This is a genomic window from Streptococcus oralis (genome assembly GCF_016127915.1).
GTDB classification, from domain to species: Bacteria; Bacillota; Bacilli; order Lactobacillales; family Streptococcaceae; genus Streptococcus; species Streptococcus oralis_BO.
On the sequence record NZ_CP066059.1, the window covers coordinates 17,959 to 34,902 of the forward strand.

16 protein-coding genes and 1 pseudogene are annotated in these 16,944 nt (G+C 42.4%); all 17 read left to right on the forward strand.

Annotated elements, in window-relative coordinates; translation table 11 throughout:
- Positions 1 to 23: 23 nt before the first annotated feature.
- Positions 24 to 1,364 (forward strand): exodeoxyribonuclease VII large subunit, encoded by a 1,341-nt coding sequence (gene xseA / locus I6H78_RS00090; protein ID WP_198459522.1) that lies wholly within the window; start codon positions 24 to 26, stop codon positions 1,362 to 1,364.
- Positions 1,342 to 1,554 (forward strand): exodeoxyribonuclease VII small subunit, encoded by a 213-nt coding sequence (locus I6H78_RS00095; RefSeq protein ID WP_000043226.1) that lies wholly within the window; start codon positions 1,342 to 1,344, stop codon positions 1,552 to 1,554. Before xseA ends, I6H78_RS00095 begins: the two co-directional genes overlap by 23 nt.
- Positions 1,551 to 2,417: pseudogene (locus I6H78_RS00100) on the forward strand (polyprenyl synthetase family protein); the annotation flags it as partial. The gene I6H78_RS00095 and the pseudogene I6H78_RS00100, both read left to right, overlap by 4 nt.
- A complete protein-coding gene (locus I6H78_RS00105; RefSeq protein WP_198460206.1) occupies positions 2,418 to 3,233 on the forward strand; it encodes a TlyA family RNA methyltransferase in 816 nt (271 codons plus the stop codon).
- Entirely contained in the window at positions 3,226 to 3,657 is a 432-nt protein-coding gene (locus I6H78_RS00110; protein ID WP_001034390.1) for an arginine repressor, read from the forward strand. The genes I6H78_RS00105 and I6H78_RS00110 overlap by 8 nt, the downstream gene beginning before the upstream one ends.
- Positions 3,658 to 3,663: 6 nt before the next feature.
- Positions 3,664 to 5,331, forward strand: coding sequence for a DNA repair protein RecN (recN, locus tag I6H78_RS00115; RefSeq protein WP_198459523.1), 1,668 nt, complete (start codon positions 3,664 to 3,666; stop codon positions 5,329 to 5,331).
- Positions 5,332 to 6,060 carry a metallophosphoesterase gene (locus tag I6H78_RS00120; RefSeq protein ID WP_198459524.1) on the forward strand — a complete coding sequence of 243 codons (729 nt, stop codon included), beginning with the start codon at positions 5,332 to 5,334 and terminating at the stop codon, positions 6,058 to 6,060.
- Positions 6,061 to 6,138: 78 nt separating this feature from the next.
- Entirely contained in the window at positions 6,139 to 7,962 is a 1,824-nt protein-coding gene (lepA, locus tag I6H78_RS00125; RefSeq protein WP_001047158.1) for a translation elongation factor 4, read from the forward strand.
- A 138-nt stretch (positions 7,963 to 8,100) separates the two neighbouring features.
- Positions 8,101 to 8,724, forward strand: a complete 624-nt coding sequence (locus I6H78_RS00130) for a hypothetical protein (RefSeq protein WP_198459525.1) — start codon at positions 8,101 to 8,103, stop codon at positions 8,722 to 8,724.
- Positions 8,725 to 8,806: 82 nt separating this feature from the next.
- Complete coding sequence (gene dprA / locus I6H78_RS00135) at positions 8,807 to 9,655, forward strand: DNA-processing protein DprA (RefSeq protein WP_198459526.1); 849 nt, start codon at positions 8,807 to 8,809, stop codon at positions 9,653 to 9,655.
- A gap of 117 nt (positions 9,656 to 9,772) precedes the next feature.
- Entirely contained in the window at positions 9,773 to 11,860 is a 2,088-nt protein-coding gene (topA, locus tag I6H78_RS00140; RefSeq protein ID WP_198459527.1) for a type I DNA topoisomerase, read from the forward strand.
- Between the two features lie 106 nt (positions 11,861 to 11,966).
- The gene (locus I6H78_RS00145) at positions 11,967 to 12,326 is read left to right on the forward strand and encodes a YbaN family protein (protein ID WP_007516860.1); all 360 of its coding nucleotides are present in this window, start codon (positions 11,967 to 11,969) and stop codon (positions 12,324 to 12,326) included.
- A 93-nt stretch (positions 12,327 to 12,419) separates the two neighbouring features.
- Positions 12,420 to 13,052, forward strand: coding sequence for a copper homeostasis protein CutC (locus I6H78_RS00150; protein ID WP_198459528.1), 633 nt, complete (start codon positions 12,420 to 12,422; stop codon positions 13,050 to 13,052).
- A 43-nt stretch (positions 13,053 to 13,095) separates the two neighbouring features.
- On the forward strand, positions 13,096 to 13,752 hold the full coding sequence (locus I6H78_RS00155; RefSeq protein ID WP_198459529.1) for an MmcQ/YjbR family DNA-binding protein: 657 nt from the start codon (positions 13,096 to 13,098) through the stop codon (positions 13,750 to 13,752).
- 314 nt (positions 13,753 to 14,066) lie between these two features.
- Positions 14,067 to 15,629, forward strand: coding sequence for a 2-isopropylmalate synthase (locus tag I6H78_RS00160; RefSeq protein ID WP_198459530.1), 1,563 nt, complete (start codon positions 14,067 to 14,069; stop codon positions 15,627 to 15,629).
- An 11-nt stretch (positions 15,630 to 15,640) separates the two neighbouring features.
- Positions 15,641 to 16,678 carry a 3-isopropylmalate dehydrogenase gene (leuB, locus tag I6H78_RS00165; protein ID WP_198459531.1) on the forward strand — a complete coding sequence of 346 codons (1,038 nt, stop codon included), beginning with the start codon at positions 15,641 to 15,643 and terminating at the stop codon, positions 16,676 to 16,678.
- Entirely contained in the window at positions 16,675 to 16,944 is a 270-nt protein-coding gene (locus I6H78_RS00170; RefSeq protein WP_084859840.1) for a DUF1294 domain-containing protein, read from the forward strand. Before leuB ends, I6H78_RS00170 begins: the two co-directional genes overlap by 4 nt.

The following is a 16,944-nucleotide window of genomic DNA, read 5'->3' on the forward strand; positions in this document are numbered from 1 at the left end:
AAGAAAATGAATAGTAGGTGGAGATGGAAAAGTATTTATCGGTAACAACTTTGACCAAGTATCTGAAAATGAAATTCGATAAAGACCCTTACTTGGAGCGGGTCTATTTAACTGGTCAAGTTTCCAACTTTCGTAAACGACCTACTCACCAATATTTCTCCCTAAAAGATGACTATGCGGTTATTCAAGCGACCATCTGGTCTGGGATTTATCAGAAATTAGGTTTCGACCTGGAAGAGGGGATGAAAATCAATGTAATAGGGCGTGTGCAGGTCTATGAACCCAGCGGGAGCTACTCTATCATCATTGAAAAAGCTGAGCCTGATGGAGTCGGGGCGCTTGCGATTCAGTTTGAACAACTTAAGAAAAAATTGACGGAAGAAGGTCTATTTCAAGAGAGATTCAAGCAACCTCTTCCCCAGTTTGCTAAGCGAATCGGTGTGGTAACCAGTCGCAGTGGAGCTGTTATTCGAGATATCATCACGACCGTCAGCAGACGCTTTCCAGGTGTTGATATCCTTCTCTATCCGACAAAAGTACAAGGTGATGGAGCTGAGGAGGAAATTGCTCGAAATATTGCGCGTGCCAATCAACGTGAGGACCTAGATGTTCTCATCATTGGTCGTGGTGGTGGTTCCATCGAGGATCTCTGGGCCTTTAACGAAGAAATTGTGGTACGAGCTATTTTTGAATCTCGTTTGCCCGTCATCTCTAGTGTTGGTCATGAGACGGATGTGACCTTGGCGGATTTTGTGGCAGATAGACGGGCTGCAACGCCAACAGCTGCTGCTGAACTGGCAACACCTGTAACCAAGTTGGATCTCTTGACCCATTTGCAAAATCAAGAAAAACGGATGGCAACAGCAGTCCGAAATGTCCTATCTAAGAAACAAGAAGCTCTGAAAAAATGCAGTCAGTCAGTTATCTTTAGACAGCCAGAACGCTTGTATGATGGCTATTTGCAACGCTTGGACCAACTGCAACTACGCTTAAAACAAAGTCTACGAACACGGATTTCTGATAACAAACAGCTAGTCCAAGCAAGGACGCATCAATTGGTCCAACTATCACCTATTACCAAAATCCAACGCTATCAAGACCGGCTTGGTCAGTTGGATAAGCTCTTACGTAGCCAAATGGCTCTTGTTTATGATGCTAAAGTTGCTGAAGTGAAGCGACTTTCAGAAGCTCTGCTGATGTTGGATACCAGTCGAATCGTGGCGCGTGGATATGCTATTGTCAAAAAAGAAGAGTCCGTAGTCGATTCTGTTGAGATGTTGAAGAAAAAAGACCAAGTAACGCTTTTGATGCGAGATGGTCAAGTAGAATTAGAGGTTAAAGATGTCAAAACAAAAGAAATTTGAGGAAAATCTAGCAGAACTGGAGACCATTGTCCAAAGTTTAGAAAATGGTGAAATCGCTCTGGAAGATGCAATTGCTGCTTTTCAAAAGGGTATGGTCTTGTCAAAAGAGCTCCAAGCGACGCTGGACAAGGCTGAAAAAACCTTGGTCAAGGTCATGCAAGAAGACGGAACAGAAAGTGATTTTGAATGAAGAAGCAAGAAAAATTAGCTCTTGTCGAGTCTGCCTTGGAAGATTTTTATGGAGACCAGCAGTTTGCCTCTAGTTTGCGAGAGTCCGTTCTCTATTCCATTCATGCTGGTGGCAAGCGTATCCGGCCTTTTCTCTTGCTAGAAGTTCTGGAAGCCTTGCAAGTCGCTATTAAACCAGCACACGCGCAGGTGGCCGCGGCCTTGGAAATGATTCATACAGGGAGCTTGATTCACGATGACCTTCCTGCCATGGATGATGATGATTACCGTCGGGGACGTTTAACTAATCATAAGAAATTTGGCGAAGCGATGGCAATATTGGCAGGAGATGCTTTGTTCCTAGATCCCTATGCCTTAATAGCGCAGGCAGATTTGCCCAGTCAGATCAAGGTGGACTTGATTGCCAACTTATCCCTTGCCTCAGGAAGTCTAGGCATGGTAGCAGGTCAGGTTTTAGATATGGAAGGCGAACACCAGCATTTGTCCTTGGAAGAACTTCAGACGATTCATGCCAATAAGACTGGAAAATTGCTAGCTTATCCCTTTCAAGCAGCTGCTATCATAGCAGAATTAGCGCCTGAAATCCAAGCAAAACTGAAAACGGTTGGTGAATTGATTGGGCTGGCCTTTCAAGTTCGAGATGATGTGCTGGATGTGACAGCTAGTTTTGAGGAAATCGGCAAGACTCCACAAAAGGATTTGCAGGCTGAAAAATCAACCTATCCAGCCTTGTTGGGCTTGGAGGAGGCGACTGCCTTTTGTAACCAAACTCTGGATCAAGCCAAGGCTAAATTAGAAGAAATTGCCCAGCAAGTCAGCTTTGAAACAGCGCCGATTGTGAAAGTAGTAGAAAGTTTGAGAATCATGGCTAAGGAAAGAGTGGATGTACTAGCTTATAAACAGGGCTTGTTTGAAACACGAGAACAGGCTAAACGCGGTGTCATGGCTGGTCTAGTTGTAGCAGTCCTCAATGGGGAGCGTTTTGACAAGCCAGGAGAGAAAATCCCAGATGACACTGAGCTAAAACTCAAGGGTGAAAAACTCAAGTATGTTAGCCGTGGTGGTTTGAAATTAGAAAAAGCCTTGCAGGTCTTTGGGTTGTCAGTTGATGGAGCGACCACGATTGATATCGGTGCTTCCACTGGAGGATTTACTGACGTCATGTTGCAAAATGGTGCTGAGTTAGTCTTTGCAGTTGATGTTGGTACCAATCAGTTGGCTTGGAAATTGCGTCAAGACCCACGGGTTGTCAGCATGGAGCAGTTTAATTTTCGTTATGCTGAAAAGACTGATTTTGAGCAGGAACCGAGCTTTGCCAGTATTGATGTGAGTTTCATTTCCCTCAGTCTGATTTTGCCTGCCTTGCACCGTGTCTTGGCTGATCAAGGTCAGGTTGTGGCTCTGGTTAAGCCGCAGTTTGAGGCTGGTCGTGAGCAAATTGGAAAGAATGGAATCATTCGAGATGCCAAGGTTCATCAAACTGTCCTTGAATCTGTCACTGCTATGGCAGTTAAGCAAGGTTTTTCAGTGCTTGGATTAGACTATTCACCAATCCAAGGTGGACATGGAAACATCGAATTTCTGGCATATTTGAAAAAGGAAGAGGGAGCAAGTAACCAAGTTGCTCCTGAAATAGAAAAAGTTGTAGAGAGAGCACATAGAGAATTTAAAGATGAATAAAAAAGAGAGACTTGAAAAAATTAGAAGATTTGTTACGGATTATCAAATCGGGACTCAGGAAGAAATCGTTGAGCATTTGAAGGAAGCAGGTATTTCTGCTACGCAAGCAACTGTCTCAAGGGACATCAAGGAGCTTGGGATTGTTAAAATTCCTTTGAAGAACAACACCTATATCTATGAGTTGCCAAAATCAATCGTCAAAAGTTTGCAGTTGGCTGAGGACAATATTGTGAGTTCTGAGTTAATGGGAAATATGATCAACCTTGCTGTCATTCCTGGAAATACTATTTTTGTGAAGAGTCAGTTGGTTGAGGCATTCTCTGAACAGATTTTTAGCTGTCTAGCTGATGATGATTCTATCTTAATTGTAGCTAGAACAGCAGAGGCAGCTGAAGAAATTGTTGAACAAGTCAAAAAATGGTAGGTCAGTATGTTACTTGAAATTTCGATAAAAAACTTTGCCATTATTGAGGCGATTTCGCTCAATTTTGAAAAGGGTATGACTGTTTTAACCGGGGAAACGGGTGCTGGAAAGTCTATCATTATCGACGCTATGAATCTCATGTTGGGGACTCGTGCAACGACAGACGTTATTCGTCACGGTGCGCCAAAGGCAGAGATTGAGGGACTTTTTTCGGTTGAAAATAGTCGCCTTTTACAGGAACTTTTTGAAGAGCAAGGTTTGGAAATGGGTGATGAGATTATCATCCGCCGGGAAATTTTGCAAAATGGTCGTAGTGTTAGTCGCGTGAATGGTCAGATGGTCAATCTTTCTGTCTTGCGTGCTATTGGGCAACATCTTGTGGATATCCATGGTCAGCATGACCAAGAGGAGTTAATGCGTCCTCAACTGCACATCCAGATGTTGGATGAGTTTGGTGATGCTGCTTTCTTGGACTTGAAGGAGACCTATCAGACGAGCTTTGATGCCTATCGCAAAATGCGCAAGCAGGTTTTGGAAGTCAAGAAAAGCCAACAAGAACACAAGGCTCGTATTGAGATGTTGGAATTTCAAATGGCAGAGATTGAGGCAGCGAACTTACAGGCTGGTGAAGACTTGGCTCTCAACCAAGAACGAGATAAGCTTCTCAATCATAAAAATATTGCGGATACGCTAACCAACGCTTATAGCATGTTGGACAATGAGGAATTCTCCAGCCTTGCTAATGTGCGTTCGGCCATGAATGACATGGAAAGTGTCGAAGAATACGATCCTGAATACCGTGAAATTTCAAGTTCTCTGTCAGAAACCTACTATGTTTTAGAAGATATTACAAAGCGTCTAGAAGATATTATTGAGGACTTGGATTTTGATGGCAATCGCCTCATGCAGGTTGAAAATCGCCTAGACCTTCTGAATACTATTACCCGCAAGTATGGTGGAACTGTGGACGACGTTTTGCTTTATTTTGCTAAGATTACGGATGAGTACAATCTCTTGACAGGTAATAACCTTTCTTCCGAAGACATGGAAGCAGAGCTCAAGAAATTGGAAGTTAATCTTGTTGATTTGGCGGGGCAGCTTGCATCCGCTCGTCATGATTTGGCCCAGCAGCTCGAAGCTGAGATTAAACAAGAACTGCAAGACCTCTATATGGAGAAAGCACAATTCCAGGTTCGCTTTAGTAAGAGTAAATTCAGCCGTGAAGGAAATGAAATGGTTGAGTTTTACATTTCCACCAACCCAGGTGAAGACTTTAAACCCTTGGTCAAAGTTGCATCTGGTGGGGAATTATCCCGTCTCATGCTAGCCATTAAGTCTGCCTTTTCACGTAAAGAAGGCAAGACTAGCATAGTCTTTGATGAGGTGGATACGGGAGTTTCAGGTCGTGTGGCCCAAGCCATCGCTCAGAAGATTCATAAGATTGGCCAGCATGGTCAGGTTCTTGCCATTTCTCACCTTCCACAAGTGATTGCCATCGCGGATTATCAATTCTTTATTGAGAAGATTAGTGATGAGCACTCAACGGTGTCGACGGTTCGCCTCTTGACTTTAGAAGAGCGAGTAGAGGAAGTAGCTAAGATGTTGGCTGGGGAGAATGTAACCGAAGCGGCCCTTACCCAAGCCAGAGAATTATTGCAAACGAGGGAGAAATAAATGACAGACTATTATGTAATTGGAGATGTTCACGGGAAAGCTGGTATGCTAGAAGATCTGCTCAAAACCTGGGATGGTCAAACTCAGTTGCTTTTTCTAGGGGATTTGATTGACCGTGGTGAAGACAGTCGCCGTGTTCTAGAAATGGTCAAAGACTTGGTCGACAATCATGGAGCGATCTGTTTATCAGGTAATCATGAGTATATGTTTTTGACTTGGCTCGATGACCCAGAAGAAAGCTATGACCATTATCGTCGCAATGGTGGAGATACAACTATTAACTCTATTTTAGGTCGTCCCTTGGATGCACCAGTTGATGGTGTAGAAGATGCCAAACGTGTTGCGACAGAAGCAGCAGACTTGGTCGGATTTATTCGTCAAATGCCATTTGTGGTGGAGACAGACAAGTATATCTTTGTTCATGCAGGTATTGACTTGACTTTGGATGATTGGCATGAAACCACAGATTATAAAAAAGTCTGGCTCAGAAAACCATTCCACGAAGCTGAAAATCATACCGGGAAAACCATTGTCTTTGGGCATACACCGGTTTATGGTTTGCTCAAGCAAGACCGAGGTACAGCTGAGCTTTGGATAACAGAGGATGGCAAGATTGGCATGGATGGAGGAGCTGTCTATGGTGGTGTCCTTCATGGAATCGTCTTTACAGACCAAGGAATGACCGAACATCACTTTATCGAAAATGATGGTTTTATTGCCGAAGATTAGTACTCCTAGCAGGGTATGGTCTTGTCAAAATGTTAAAAACAATTTATAATTAATAGATACCCTGAAAGGAAGAGCATCATGAACTTAGAAGATTTGAAAAAACGACAGGAGAAGATTCGAAACTTCTCTATTATCGCCCATATTGACCATGGGAAATCAACCCTAGCAGACCGCATTTTGGAAAAGACAGAGACCGTTTCTAGTCGTGAAATGCAAGCCCAGCTTCTGGATAGTATGGATCTTGAGCGTGAACGTGGGATTACCATTAAACTCAATGCCATCGAGCTCAATTACACTGCAAAAGATGGAGAAACCTATATTTTCCACTTGATTGACACGCCAGGACACGTGGACTTTACCTATGAAGTGTCACGTTCATTAGCTGCCTGTGAAGGAGCGATTTTAGTGGTTGATGCTGCGCAAGGGATTGAAGCTCAAACACTTGCCAACGTTTATCTAGCCTTGGACAATGATTTGGAAATCTTGCCCGTCATTAACAAAATTGACCTGCCAGCTGCGGATCCAGAGCGCGTTCGTACAGAGATTGAAGATGTCATTGGACTGGATGCCAGCGAAGCAGTCTTAGCTTCAGCCAAAGCTGGTATTGGTATTGAAGAGATTCTTGAGCAGATTGTTGAAAAAGTGCCAGCTCCAACAGGAGATGTAACGGCGCCACTCAAGGCCTTGATTTTCGACTCTGTCTACGATGCTTACCGTGGGGTTATCCTCCAAGTTCGTGTCATGGACGGAGTAGTCAAACCTGGTGATAAGATTCAGCTCATGAGCAATGGCAAGACCTTTGATGTGACGGAAGTTGGTATTTTCACTCCGAAGGCAGTAGGGCGTGATTTCCTAGCGACAGGTGACGTTGGTTATATCGCAGCTTCTATTAAGACGGTTCAAGACACGCGTGTCGGAGATACAGTGACCCTAGCAAGCAATCCTGCAGCAGAACCGCTAGATGGATACAAGCAGATGAATCCTATGGTCTTTGCGGGTCTTTATCCAATCGAATCAAACAAGTACAATGACCTTCGTGAAGCCCTTGAAAAATTGCAGCTCAACGATGCCAGCCTGCAGTTTGAACCAGAAACATCTCAGGCCCTTGGATTTGGTTTCCGTTGTGGATTCCTTGGACTTCTCCATATGGATGTTATCCAGGAACGTTTGGAGCGTGAGTTCAACATTGACCTTATCATGACAGCTCCGTCTGTTATCTATAAGGTTAACCAAACTGACGGTGAGTCTATGGATGTGTCTAACCCCTCTGAATTTCCAGATCCGACTAAGATCGCGACCATTGAAGAACCTTATGTCAAGGCGCAAATCATGGTACCGCAGGAGTTTGTCGGAGCGGTGATGGAACTGGCTCAGCGTAAGCGTGGGGACTTTGTGACCATGGACTATATTGATGATAATCGTGTCAATGTTATCTATCAAATACCACTTGCTGAAATTGTCTTTGACTTCTTTGATAAGCTCAAATCTTCGACGCGTGGTTATGCAAGCTTTGACTACGAATTGTCAGAGTACCGCCCATCTAAGCTGGTCAAAATGGATATCCTTCTCAATGGAGACAAGGTGGACGCCCTCAGCTTTATCGTTCACAAGGATTTTGCCTACGAACGTGGGAAACTCATCGTTGATAAGCTCAAGAAAATCATCCCTCGTCAACAATTTGAGGTGCCAATTCAAGCAGCTATTGGGCACAAAATCGTGGCTCGTACTGATATCAAGGCCCTTCGTAAGAACGTACTTGCCAAGTGTTACGGTGGTGACGTTTCTCGTAAACGCAAACTCCTTGAAAAACAAAAAGCTGGTAAGAAACGCATGAAGGCTATCGGATCAGTAGAAGTCCCACAAGAAGCCTTCCTTAGCGTCTTAAGCATGGATGAAGAATAGAAATAAAACTCTTGAAGATTTTTCAAGAGTTTTTGCTTTAAATGAGAGCGAGTAAAATCATCAACTGACAAAATAGATCAGGTTAGAATTTGACAGAAGTCCTTATTTTTCTTATAATGCAGATGGAAAGGTGGTAGGATGAAAAAATTATTAATTTTAGGTACTGTAGTTACTGCTAGTGTTTTTCTAGCTTCATGCTCCAATAATTCGCAAACAGCAACCGAAGAAAGTTCGACTGCGGTTGTTAGGTCTTCTAGCAGTCAGGAAACGAGTAGCTCTAGCTCTGCTGTTTCTGAAGCGAAAAAGGAAGAGACGCAAATCATCGGTTCGAATGAATATGGTTTTGTCAAGGTACCCAAATCATGGGTTCAATTCCATGAAGTAGAAGGTGGAAATGATATACAGTATAGTGATGGAACAGATATCAACATTGTTACGCTGAATACCTTCAAGGCTGAGCAGTTCAATATCAGCGAAGAAGAATATGCTAAACTGGATGTTGTGACTGTCTCATCTAGTATTTTAACTTCCAAAGAACAAAGCTCTGATTTCAGTAAGGTTTGGGGCTCCAAATCGACCATTGGAGGCTATGAAGCCTATGTTGTCAATGCAATTGCTAAATCAGGGAAATACCTCGTTACCTGGGTTTTCCGATCAAATGATGGTAAAATCCGCTATGTTTCACTTGAAGGGGATGGGGAAACTTTAAAAACAATCTTACCGATGGTTGAAAGTAGCTGGTCAACTACTAAAGCTGAATAAAAGAAAAAAAGAAGATCCTTAGTCTTCTTTTTATTTTTTTTTACGAATAGATAGATGAGTAGAAAAAGAAATGGAGTTGTATATGAAGATCACAAACTATGAGATTTACAAATTGAGAAAAGCTGGGCTGACCAATCAACAAATTTTAACTGTTCTTGAATACGATGAGACTGTAGATCAGGAGCTCTTGTTAGGTGACATTGCGGAACTATCGGGATGCCGTAATCCTGCTGTCTTTATGGAACGCTATTTCCAGATAGATGATGCACAGTTGGAGAAGGAGTTTCAGAAATTTCCATCCTTTTCTATTCTTGATGACTGTTATCCTTGGGATCTGAGTGAGATTTATGATGCTCCAGCGCTCTTGTTTTATAAAGGAAATCTGGACTTGTTGAAGTTTCCAAAGGTTGCTGTTGTAGGGAGCCGTTCATGTTCTAGTCAGGGAGCAAAGTCGGTTCAGAGAGTCATTCAAGGTTTGGAAAACGAGTTAATCGTGGTCAGTGGTTTAGCCAAAGGGATTGATACGGCTGCCCATATGGCTGCACTCCAGAATGGAGGAAGAACAATTGCTGTCATTGGAACAGGATTGGATGTTTTTTATCCCCGCACCAATAAACGTTTGCAGGAACACATTGGCAATCACCATTTGGTACTTAGCGAGTACGGACCTGGTGAAGAACCCTTGAAATTTCACTTTCCAGCCCGTAATCGCATCATTGCTGGACTGTGCCGTGGTGTGATTGTAGCAGAGGCAAGGATGCGTTCTGGTAGTCTCATCACCTGTGAGCGAGCTATGGAGGAAGGGCGTGATGTTTTTGCCATTCCAGGAAACATTTTAGATGGCCATTCAGATGGCTGTCACCACCTGATCCAAGAGGGAGCAAAACTGATTTCCAGCGGGCAAGATGTGCTAGCTGAGTTTGAATTTTAAGGAGAAATTTGTTTACTAATATAAACTTTTCTTCTATATATAGGACTTAGGTCTTGACAGCTATAGAAAAATGGTTTACACTTTATAAAGTTTATTACTTTGAAAAGGTGTGATAGTGTGGCTACGGCAACAAAGAAGAAAAAATCAACAGTTAAAAAAAATCTAGTCATCGTGGAGTCGCCTGCTAAAGCGAAAACGATTGAGAAATACCTAGGCAGAAACTACAAGGTTCTAGCCAGTGTCGGGCATATCCGTGATTTGAAAAAATCCAGTATGTCTGTCGACATTGAAAATAACTATGAACCGCAGTATATCAATATACGAGGCAAAGGCCCTCTCATCAATGACTTGAAAAAAGAAGCCAAAAAGGCCAATAAAGTCTTTCTGGCGAGTGACCCGGACCGTGAAGGAGAAGCGATTTCCTGGCATTTGGCTCATATCCTTGATTTGGATGAGAATGATGCCAACCGTGTAGTCTTTAATGAAATTACTAAGGACGCTGTAAAAAATGCCTTTAAAGAACCTCGCAAGATTGATATGGACTTGGTCGACGCCCAACAAGCTCGTCGTGTCTTAGACCGCTTGGTAGGGTATTCGATTTCGCCTATTTTGTGGAAAAAGGTCAAGAAGGGCTTATCAGCAGGGCGTGTGCAGTCGGTTTCCCTTAAACTCATCATTGATCGTGAAAATGAAATCAATGCCTTCCAACCGGAAGAATACTGGACAATTGATGGTGTCTTTAAAAAGGGAACCAAGCAATTTCAAGCTTCTTTCTATGGTATGAATGGCAAAAAGATGAAATTGACTACCAACGAAGAAGTTAAAGAAGTCTTGTCCCATTTGACTAGCAAAGACTTCACAGTAGACCAGGTAGATAAGAAAGAACGCAAACGCAATGCGCCCCTACCGTATACAACTTCAACCATGCAGATGGATGCTGCTAACAAAATCAATTTCCGTACTCGAAAGACCATGATGGTGGCTCAACAGCTCTATGAAGGGATCAATATCGGATCAGGTGTCCAAGGTTTGATTACCTATATGCGTACAGACTCGACTCGTATCAGTCCAGTAGCTCAGAATGAAGCGGCAAGCTACATTAACGACCGTTTTGGTAGCAAGTATTCCAAGCATGGTAGCAAGGTCAAGAATGCCTCAGGTGCTCAAGATGCCCACGAAGCCATTCGCCCATCTAGTGTCTTTAACACACCTGAAAGCATCGCTAAGTACTTGGACAAAGACCAGCTCAAGCTCTATACCCTTATCTGGAACCGTTTTGTGGCTAGCCAGATGACAGGCGCTATCTTTGATACCATGGCTGTTAAGCTATCTCAAAATGGGGTTCAGTTTGCGGCAAATGGAAGCCAAGTTAAGTTTGATGGTTATCTTGCTATCTACAACGACTCTGACAAGAACAAAATGTTGCCAGATATGGTTGTTGGAGATGTGGTCAAGCAGGTCAATAGCAAGCCAGAACAACATTTCACTCAACCACCTGCTCGCTATTCAGAAGCGACTCTTATCAAGACCTTGGAAGAAAATGGAGTTGGACGCCCGTCAACCTATGCTCCGACCATTGAAACCATCCAAAAACGTTACTACGTTCGTCTGGCTGCTAAACGTTTTGAACCGACAGAACTGGGAGAAATTGTCAATAAACTCATTGTTGAATATTTCCCAGATATCGTAAACGTGACCTTCACAGCTGAAATGGAAGGGAAACTGGATGATGTTGAAGTTGGGAAAGAGCAGTGGCAACGGGTCATTGATGCCTTTTACAAACCATTCTCTAAAGAAGTAGCCAAGGCTGAATCTGAAATGGAAAAAATCCAGATCAAGGATGAGCCAGCTGGATTTGACTGTGAGGTTTGTGGCAGTCCGATGGTGATTAAGCTCGGTCGTTTTGGTAAATTCTATGCATGTAGCAATTTCCCAGACTGCCGTCACACACAAGCGATTGTCAAAGAGATTGGAGTCGAGTGTCCAAGCTGTCATCAAGGACAAATCATTGAACGCAAAACCAAGCGCAATCGTATCTTCTATGGTTGCAATCGTTACCCAGAATGTGAATTTACTTCCTGGGATAAACCAATTGGACGTGATTGCCCAAAATGCGGACACTTCCTTGTGGAGAAAAAGGTCCGTGGTGGTGGCAAGCAGGTTGTATGTAGTAATGGCGACTACGAAGAAGAGAAAATTAAATAACACGAAGAGTCCTGAAAATAAATTTCAGGCTCTTTTTACTTGAAGCTTGACAAATTTCCTCACTTTGTGGGAAACTAGTAGAAGATTATTTCAATTAGGAGAAGACATGCGTATTATTTACCTAAGTATTGGCTTTATTTCACTGGCTTTAGCTGTTATTGGAGTTGTCCTACCACTTTTGCCAACAACACCCTTTCTTTTGTTAGCTATCGCTTGTTTTTCAAAATCTTCTAAGCGTTTTGAAGACTGGCTTTATCATACAAAGCTTTATCAGACTTATGTAGCGGACTTTCGGGAAACCAAGTCAATAGCGCGAGAACGAAAGAAAAAAATCATAGTATCTATCTATATCTTGATGGGGATTTCTATTTATTTTGCCCCTCTTTTGCCAGTCAAAATCGGTCTGGGAGCCTTGACTATCTTTATCACCTACTATCTCTTTAAAGTCATTCCTGACAAAGAATAGATAAAAATAGTAGTTATTTGCCTTGATAAAAATGAAAGCATATTTAAAATAATATGATATAATAAATTCAAAGAAAACATCAAGGAGAATCAAATGATTTACGAATTTTGCGCTGAAAATGTGACCTTGCTTGAAAAAGCGATGCAGGCTGGAGCTCGTCGAATCGAACTTTGTGATAATCTAGCTGTAGGAGGAACAACGCCAAGTTATGGAGTGACCAAGGCAGCGGTTGAATTGGCAGCTAATTATGATAGCACCATCATGACTATGATTCGTCCCCGTGGTGGCGATTTTGTCTATACTGATCTTGAAATAGCGATCATGCTAGAAGACATTCGTTTGACTGCACAGGCTGGAAGTCAAGGGGTTGTATTTGGGACATTAACTGCTGATAAAAAGTTAGATAAGCCTAATCTTGAGAAGCTGATTGCCGCATCTAAAGGAATGGAAATTGTCTTTCACATGGCCTTTGATGAATTGAGTGATGAAGACCAGTTGGAGGCCATTGACTGGCTCAGCCAAGCTGGTGTCACTCGTATCTTAACTCGTGCTGGTGTGTCTGGGGACTCGCTAGAGAAACGTTTTGAACACTATCACAGAATTTTGGGACATGCAAAAGGTAAAATTGAAATCTTACCAGGTGGGGGGATTGACTTGGATAACCGTCAAACCTTTATCGATCAACTAGGCGTGACACAACTTCACGGTACCAAGGTTGTCTTTTAAAAAATAGAAAGGAACTGCTAGCTTTTGGTAGCAGTTTTCACTTATGTTTGAAATTTTTAAATCCTATCAGTTTAATAAAGAAAAAGCTCATGCCTATGGTTTTGTAGAAAATGGAGAAGTCTGGACCTATAGTTGCCAGATTTTGCAGGGTGAATTTTTCATGACACTCTCCATCACTCCTGATAATGTGAGTTTTCTTGTCTTTGACCAGGAAACGGGAGATCTCTATCCTCAAGTTCATATGGAAAGCATGAGTGGGAGTTTTGTTGCAAGTGTCCGTGAGGCTTGTTTGGAGATTCTTTACCAGATTCGGAAGGCTTGCTTTGATGTACAGGATTTTATCTGTCCTCAGACTAAGCGTATCATAGATCAAGTTCAGGAAAAGTATGGTAATCAGTTGGAGTATCTTTGGGAAAAGTCGCCTGATACAGCTGTATTACGCCATGAAGGTAATCAAAAATGGTATGCTGTTTTAATGAGAATTCCTTGGGATAGGCTAGATAAGACAAGAGAAGGGCAAGTGGAAGCAGTCAACCTCAAACATGACCAAGTAGCTGACTTGCTTTCGCAAAAGGGAATTTACCCAGCCTTTCATATGAACAAACGCTATTGGCTTAGTCTGGCGCTTGATGATAGTTTGCAAGATGAAGAAGTGTTAGAATTTATCGAAAGAAGTTGGAACTTGACCGTGAAAAAATAAAGAAATTCGCTTGAGTTTTCAAACACTTTCAATTAGCAAAATATTCTTTACTGAAGAAATTTTCAGAAAATAATGGATTTTTTCTTGACAAGTGCTTTTGCCTATGCTAAAATACTAAACAAGACATCAAACGAAGGAGAAAGTCAAACATGAAAACAGCTAAGTTTAATCAATTTGCTTTGTTGTTGAGGTACTCGGGCTAGTGCAAAAGCATTAGTCCTGTTTGGCTTACCAAGCGGGAGTAAATCAACATCTCGCTTGGGCTTCTGAGCGAGATGTTTTTTTAAAACCATATTTGGAAAAGGGGAAATCTTATGCGTAAAGTTGAATTTTTTGATACAAGTCTTCGTGATGGGGAACAAACTCCTGGTGTTAACTTCTCAATAAAGGAAAAAGTTTCCATTGCAAGACAGCTGGAGAAATGGGGAATTTCTGTAATTGAAGCTGGTTTTCCTGCTGCTAGTCCAGATTCATTTATAGCCGTTCAAAAAATTGCTAGAGCCATGAAAAAAACAGCAGTGACAGGATTAGCTCGTTCTGTAAAATCTGATATTGATGCTTGTTATGAGGCTCTTAAGGATGCCAAATATCCACAAATTCATGTCTTTATCGCTACCAGTCCGATTCACCGCAAGTATAAACTCAATAAGAGCAAGGAAGAGATTTTAGAAGCTATTAAGGAGCATGTTTCTTATGCACGTTCTAAGTTTGAGGTTGTCGAGTTCTCTCCTGAAGATGCGACTAGAACAGAGTTGGATTTCCTCTTACAAGTCGTTCAAACAGCGGTCGATGCAGGTGCATCTTATATCAATATCCCTGACACAGTTGGATTTACGACTCCAGAAGAGTTTGCACGCATCTTTGATCACTTGACTGAAAATATTAAATCAGATCATAAAGTTGTCTTTGGTGTCCACTGTCACGATGATCTCGGTATGGCAACTGCAAATACTTTGACAGCAATTAAACACGGTGCTGGACGTGTCCAGGGAACTATTAATGGTATCGGTGAACGCGCAGGTAATGTTGCTCTTGAAGAAGTAGCTGTTGCTTTGAAGATTCGTGAGGATTTCTTCCAAGCAACTAGTGATATTGTTTTGGATGAAACAATGAATACGTCAGAAATGGTTTCTCGCTTCTCTGGTATTCCAGTTCCTAAAAACAAGGCTGTCGTTGGTGGCAATGCCTTCTCTCATGAATCGGGTATTCACCAAGATGGAGTCCTTAAAAATCCTCTTACTTATGAGATCATCACACCTGAATTGGTCGGTGTTAAGAGTAATAGCCTTCCGCTTGGTAAATTGTCAGGTCGCCATGCCTTTGTTGAAAAACTAAGAGAACTGGCCCTAGATTTTACAGAAGAGGATATCAAACCACTCTTTGCTAAGTTCAAGGCACTAGCGGACAAGAAACAAGAAATCACAGATGCAGATATTCGAGCTCTGGTAGCTGGAACCATTGTTGAAAATCCAGAAGGCTTCCACTTTGATGATTTACAACTTCAAACCCATGCGGACAATGAGATCGAAGCGCTCGTTAGTCTAGCCAACATGGATGGTGAAAAAGTCGAATTCAATGCGACAGGACAAGGCTCTGTTGAAGCGATCTTTAACGCTATCGATAAGTTCTTTAACCAATCTGTCCGCTTGGTGTCCTATACCATTGATGCTGTGACAGATGGAATTGATGCTCAAGCTCGTGTCTTGGTTACTGTTGAAAACAGAGATACAGAGACCATCTTTAACGCGGCAGGTCTTGACTTCGATGTATTGAAGGCTTCGGCGATTGCTTATATCAATGCCAATACCTTTGTTCAAAAAGAGAATGCTGGTGAGATGGGGCAAAGTGTTTCCTACCGAGACATGCCTAGTGTGTAAAGGAGAAGGCTATGACAAAGAAAATAGTAGCATTAGCAGGGGATGGAATCGGTCCAGAAATTATGGAAGCTGGTTTAGTAGTTCTGGAAGCTCTAGCTTCAAAAAAAGGTTTTGACTATGAGATAGATAGACGCCCCTTTGGAGGTGCAGGTATTGATGCTGCGGGGCATCCCTTACCTGATGAAACCCTCAAGGCATGTAGAGAAGCAGATGCTATTCTCCTAGCAGCTATCGGTAGTCCTCAATATGATGGGGCAGTGATTCGACCTGAACAAGGCTTGCTGGCTCTTCGTAAGGAACTCAATCTCTATGCTAATATTCGCCCCGTAAAAATCTTTGACAGTCTCAAGCATTTGTCACCTCTCAAACCGGAACGAATTGCTGGTGTAGACTTTGTCGTGGTGCGTGAGTTGACAGGTGGGATTTACTTTGGGGATCATATCCTTGAAGAGCGCAAAGCGCGTGATATCAACGACTATAGCTATGAGGAAGTAGAACGGATTATTCGTAAGGCCTTTGAAATCGCAAGAAATCGCAGAAAAATCGTTACCAGTATTGATAAACAAAATGTTCTGGCAACCTCTAAACTCTGGCGCAGAGTGGCTGAGGAAGTCGCACAGGATTTCCCAGATGTAACCTTGGAGCACCAGTTGGTGGACTCAGCTGCCATGCTCATGATTACCAATCCTGCTAAGTTTGATGTCATCGTGACAGAGAATCTTTTCGGAGATATCTTATCTGATGAATCAAGTGTTCTATCTGGTACACTTGGAGTCATGCCATCAGCCAGTCATTCTGAAAAAGGTCCAAGTCTTTATGAGCCTATTCACGGTTCGGCACCTGATATTGCAGGTCAAGGAATTGCCAACCCTATCTCCATGATTTTGTCAGTTGCTATGATGTTGAGAGATAGCTTTGGACGTTATGAGGATGCGGAGCGTATCGAACATGCTGTTGAAGCTAGTTTAGCGGCTGGTGTTTTAACAAGAGATATTGGAGGACAGGCTTCGACCAAGGAAATGACAGAAGCCATCATTGAAAGATTATGAAGATAAATGAAGGAATCACGCTAGCTCTCTTGATTTGGAATTTGCTGATTTTCTTGATTTATGGCATTGACAAATCCAAGGCAAGGAGAGGTGCTTGGCGCATCCCAGAGAAAATCTTACTCATTTTGGCTCTTACTTGTGGTGGTTTTGGTGCCTGGTTGGCAGGAATCACCTTTCACCACAAGACTAGAAAATGGTATTTTAAAACAGTTTGGTTTCTTGGGGTGGTGACCACACTAGTAGCCTTATATTTTATTTGGAGGTAA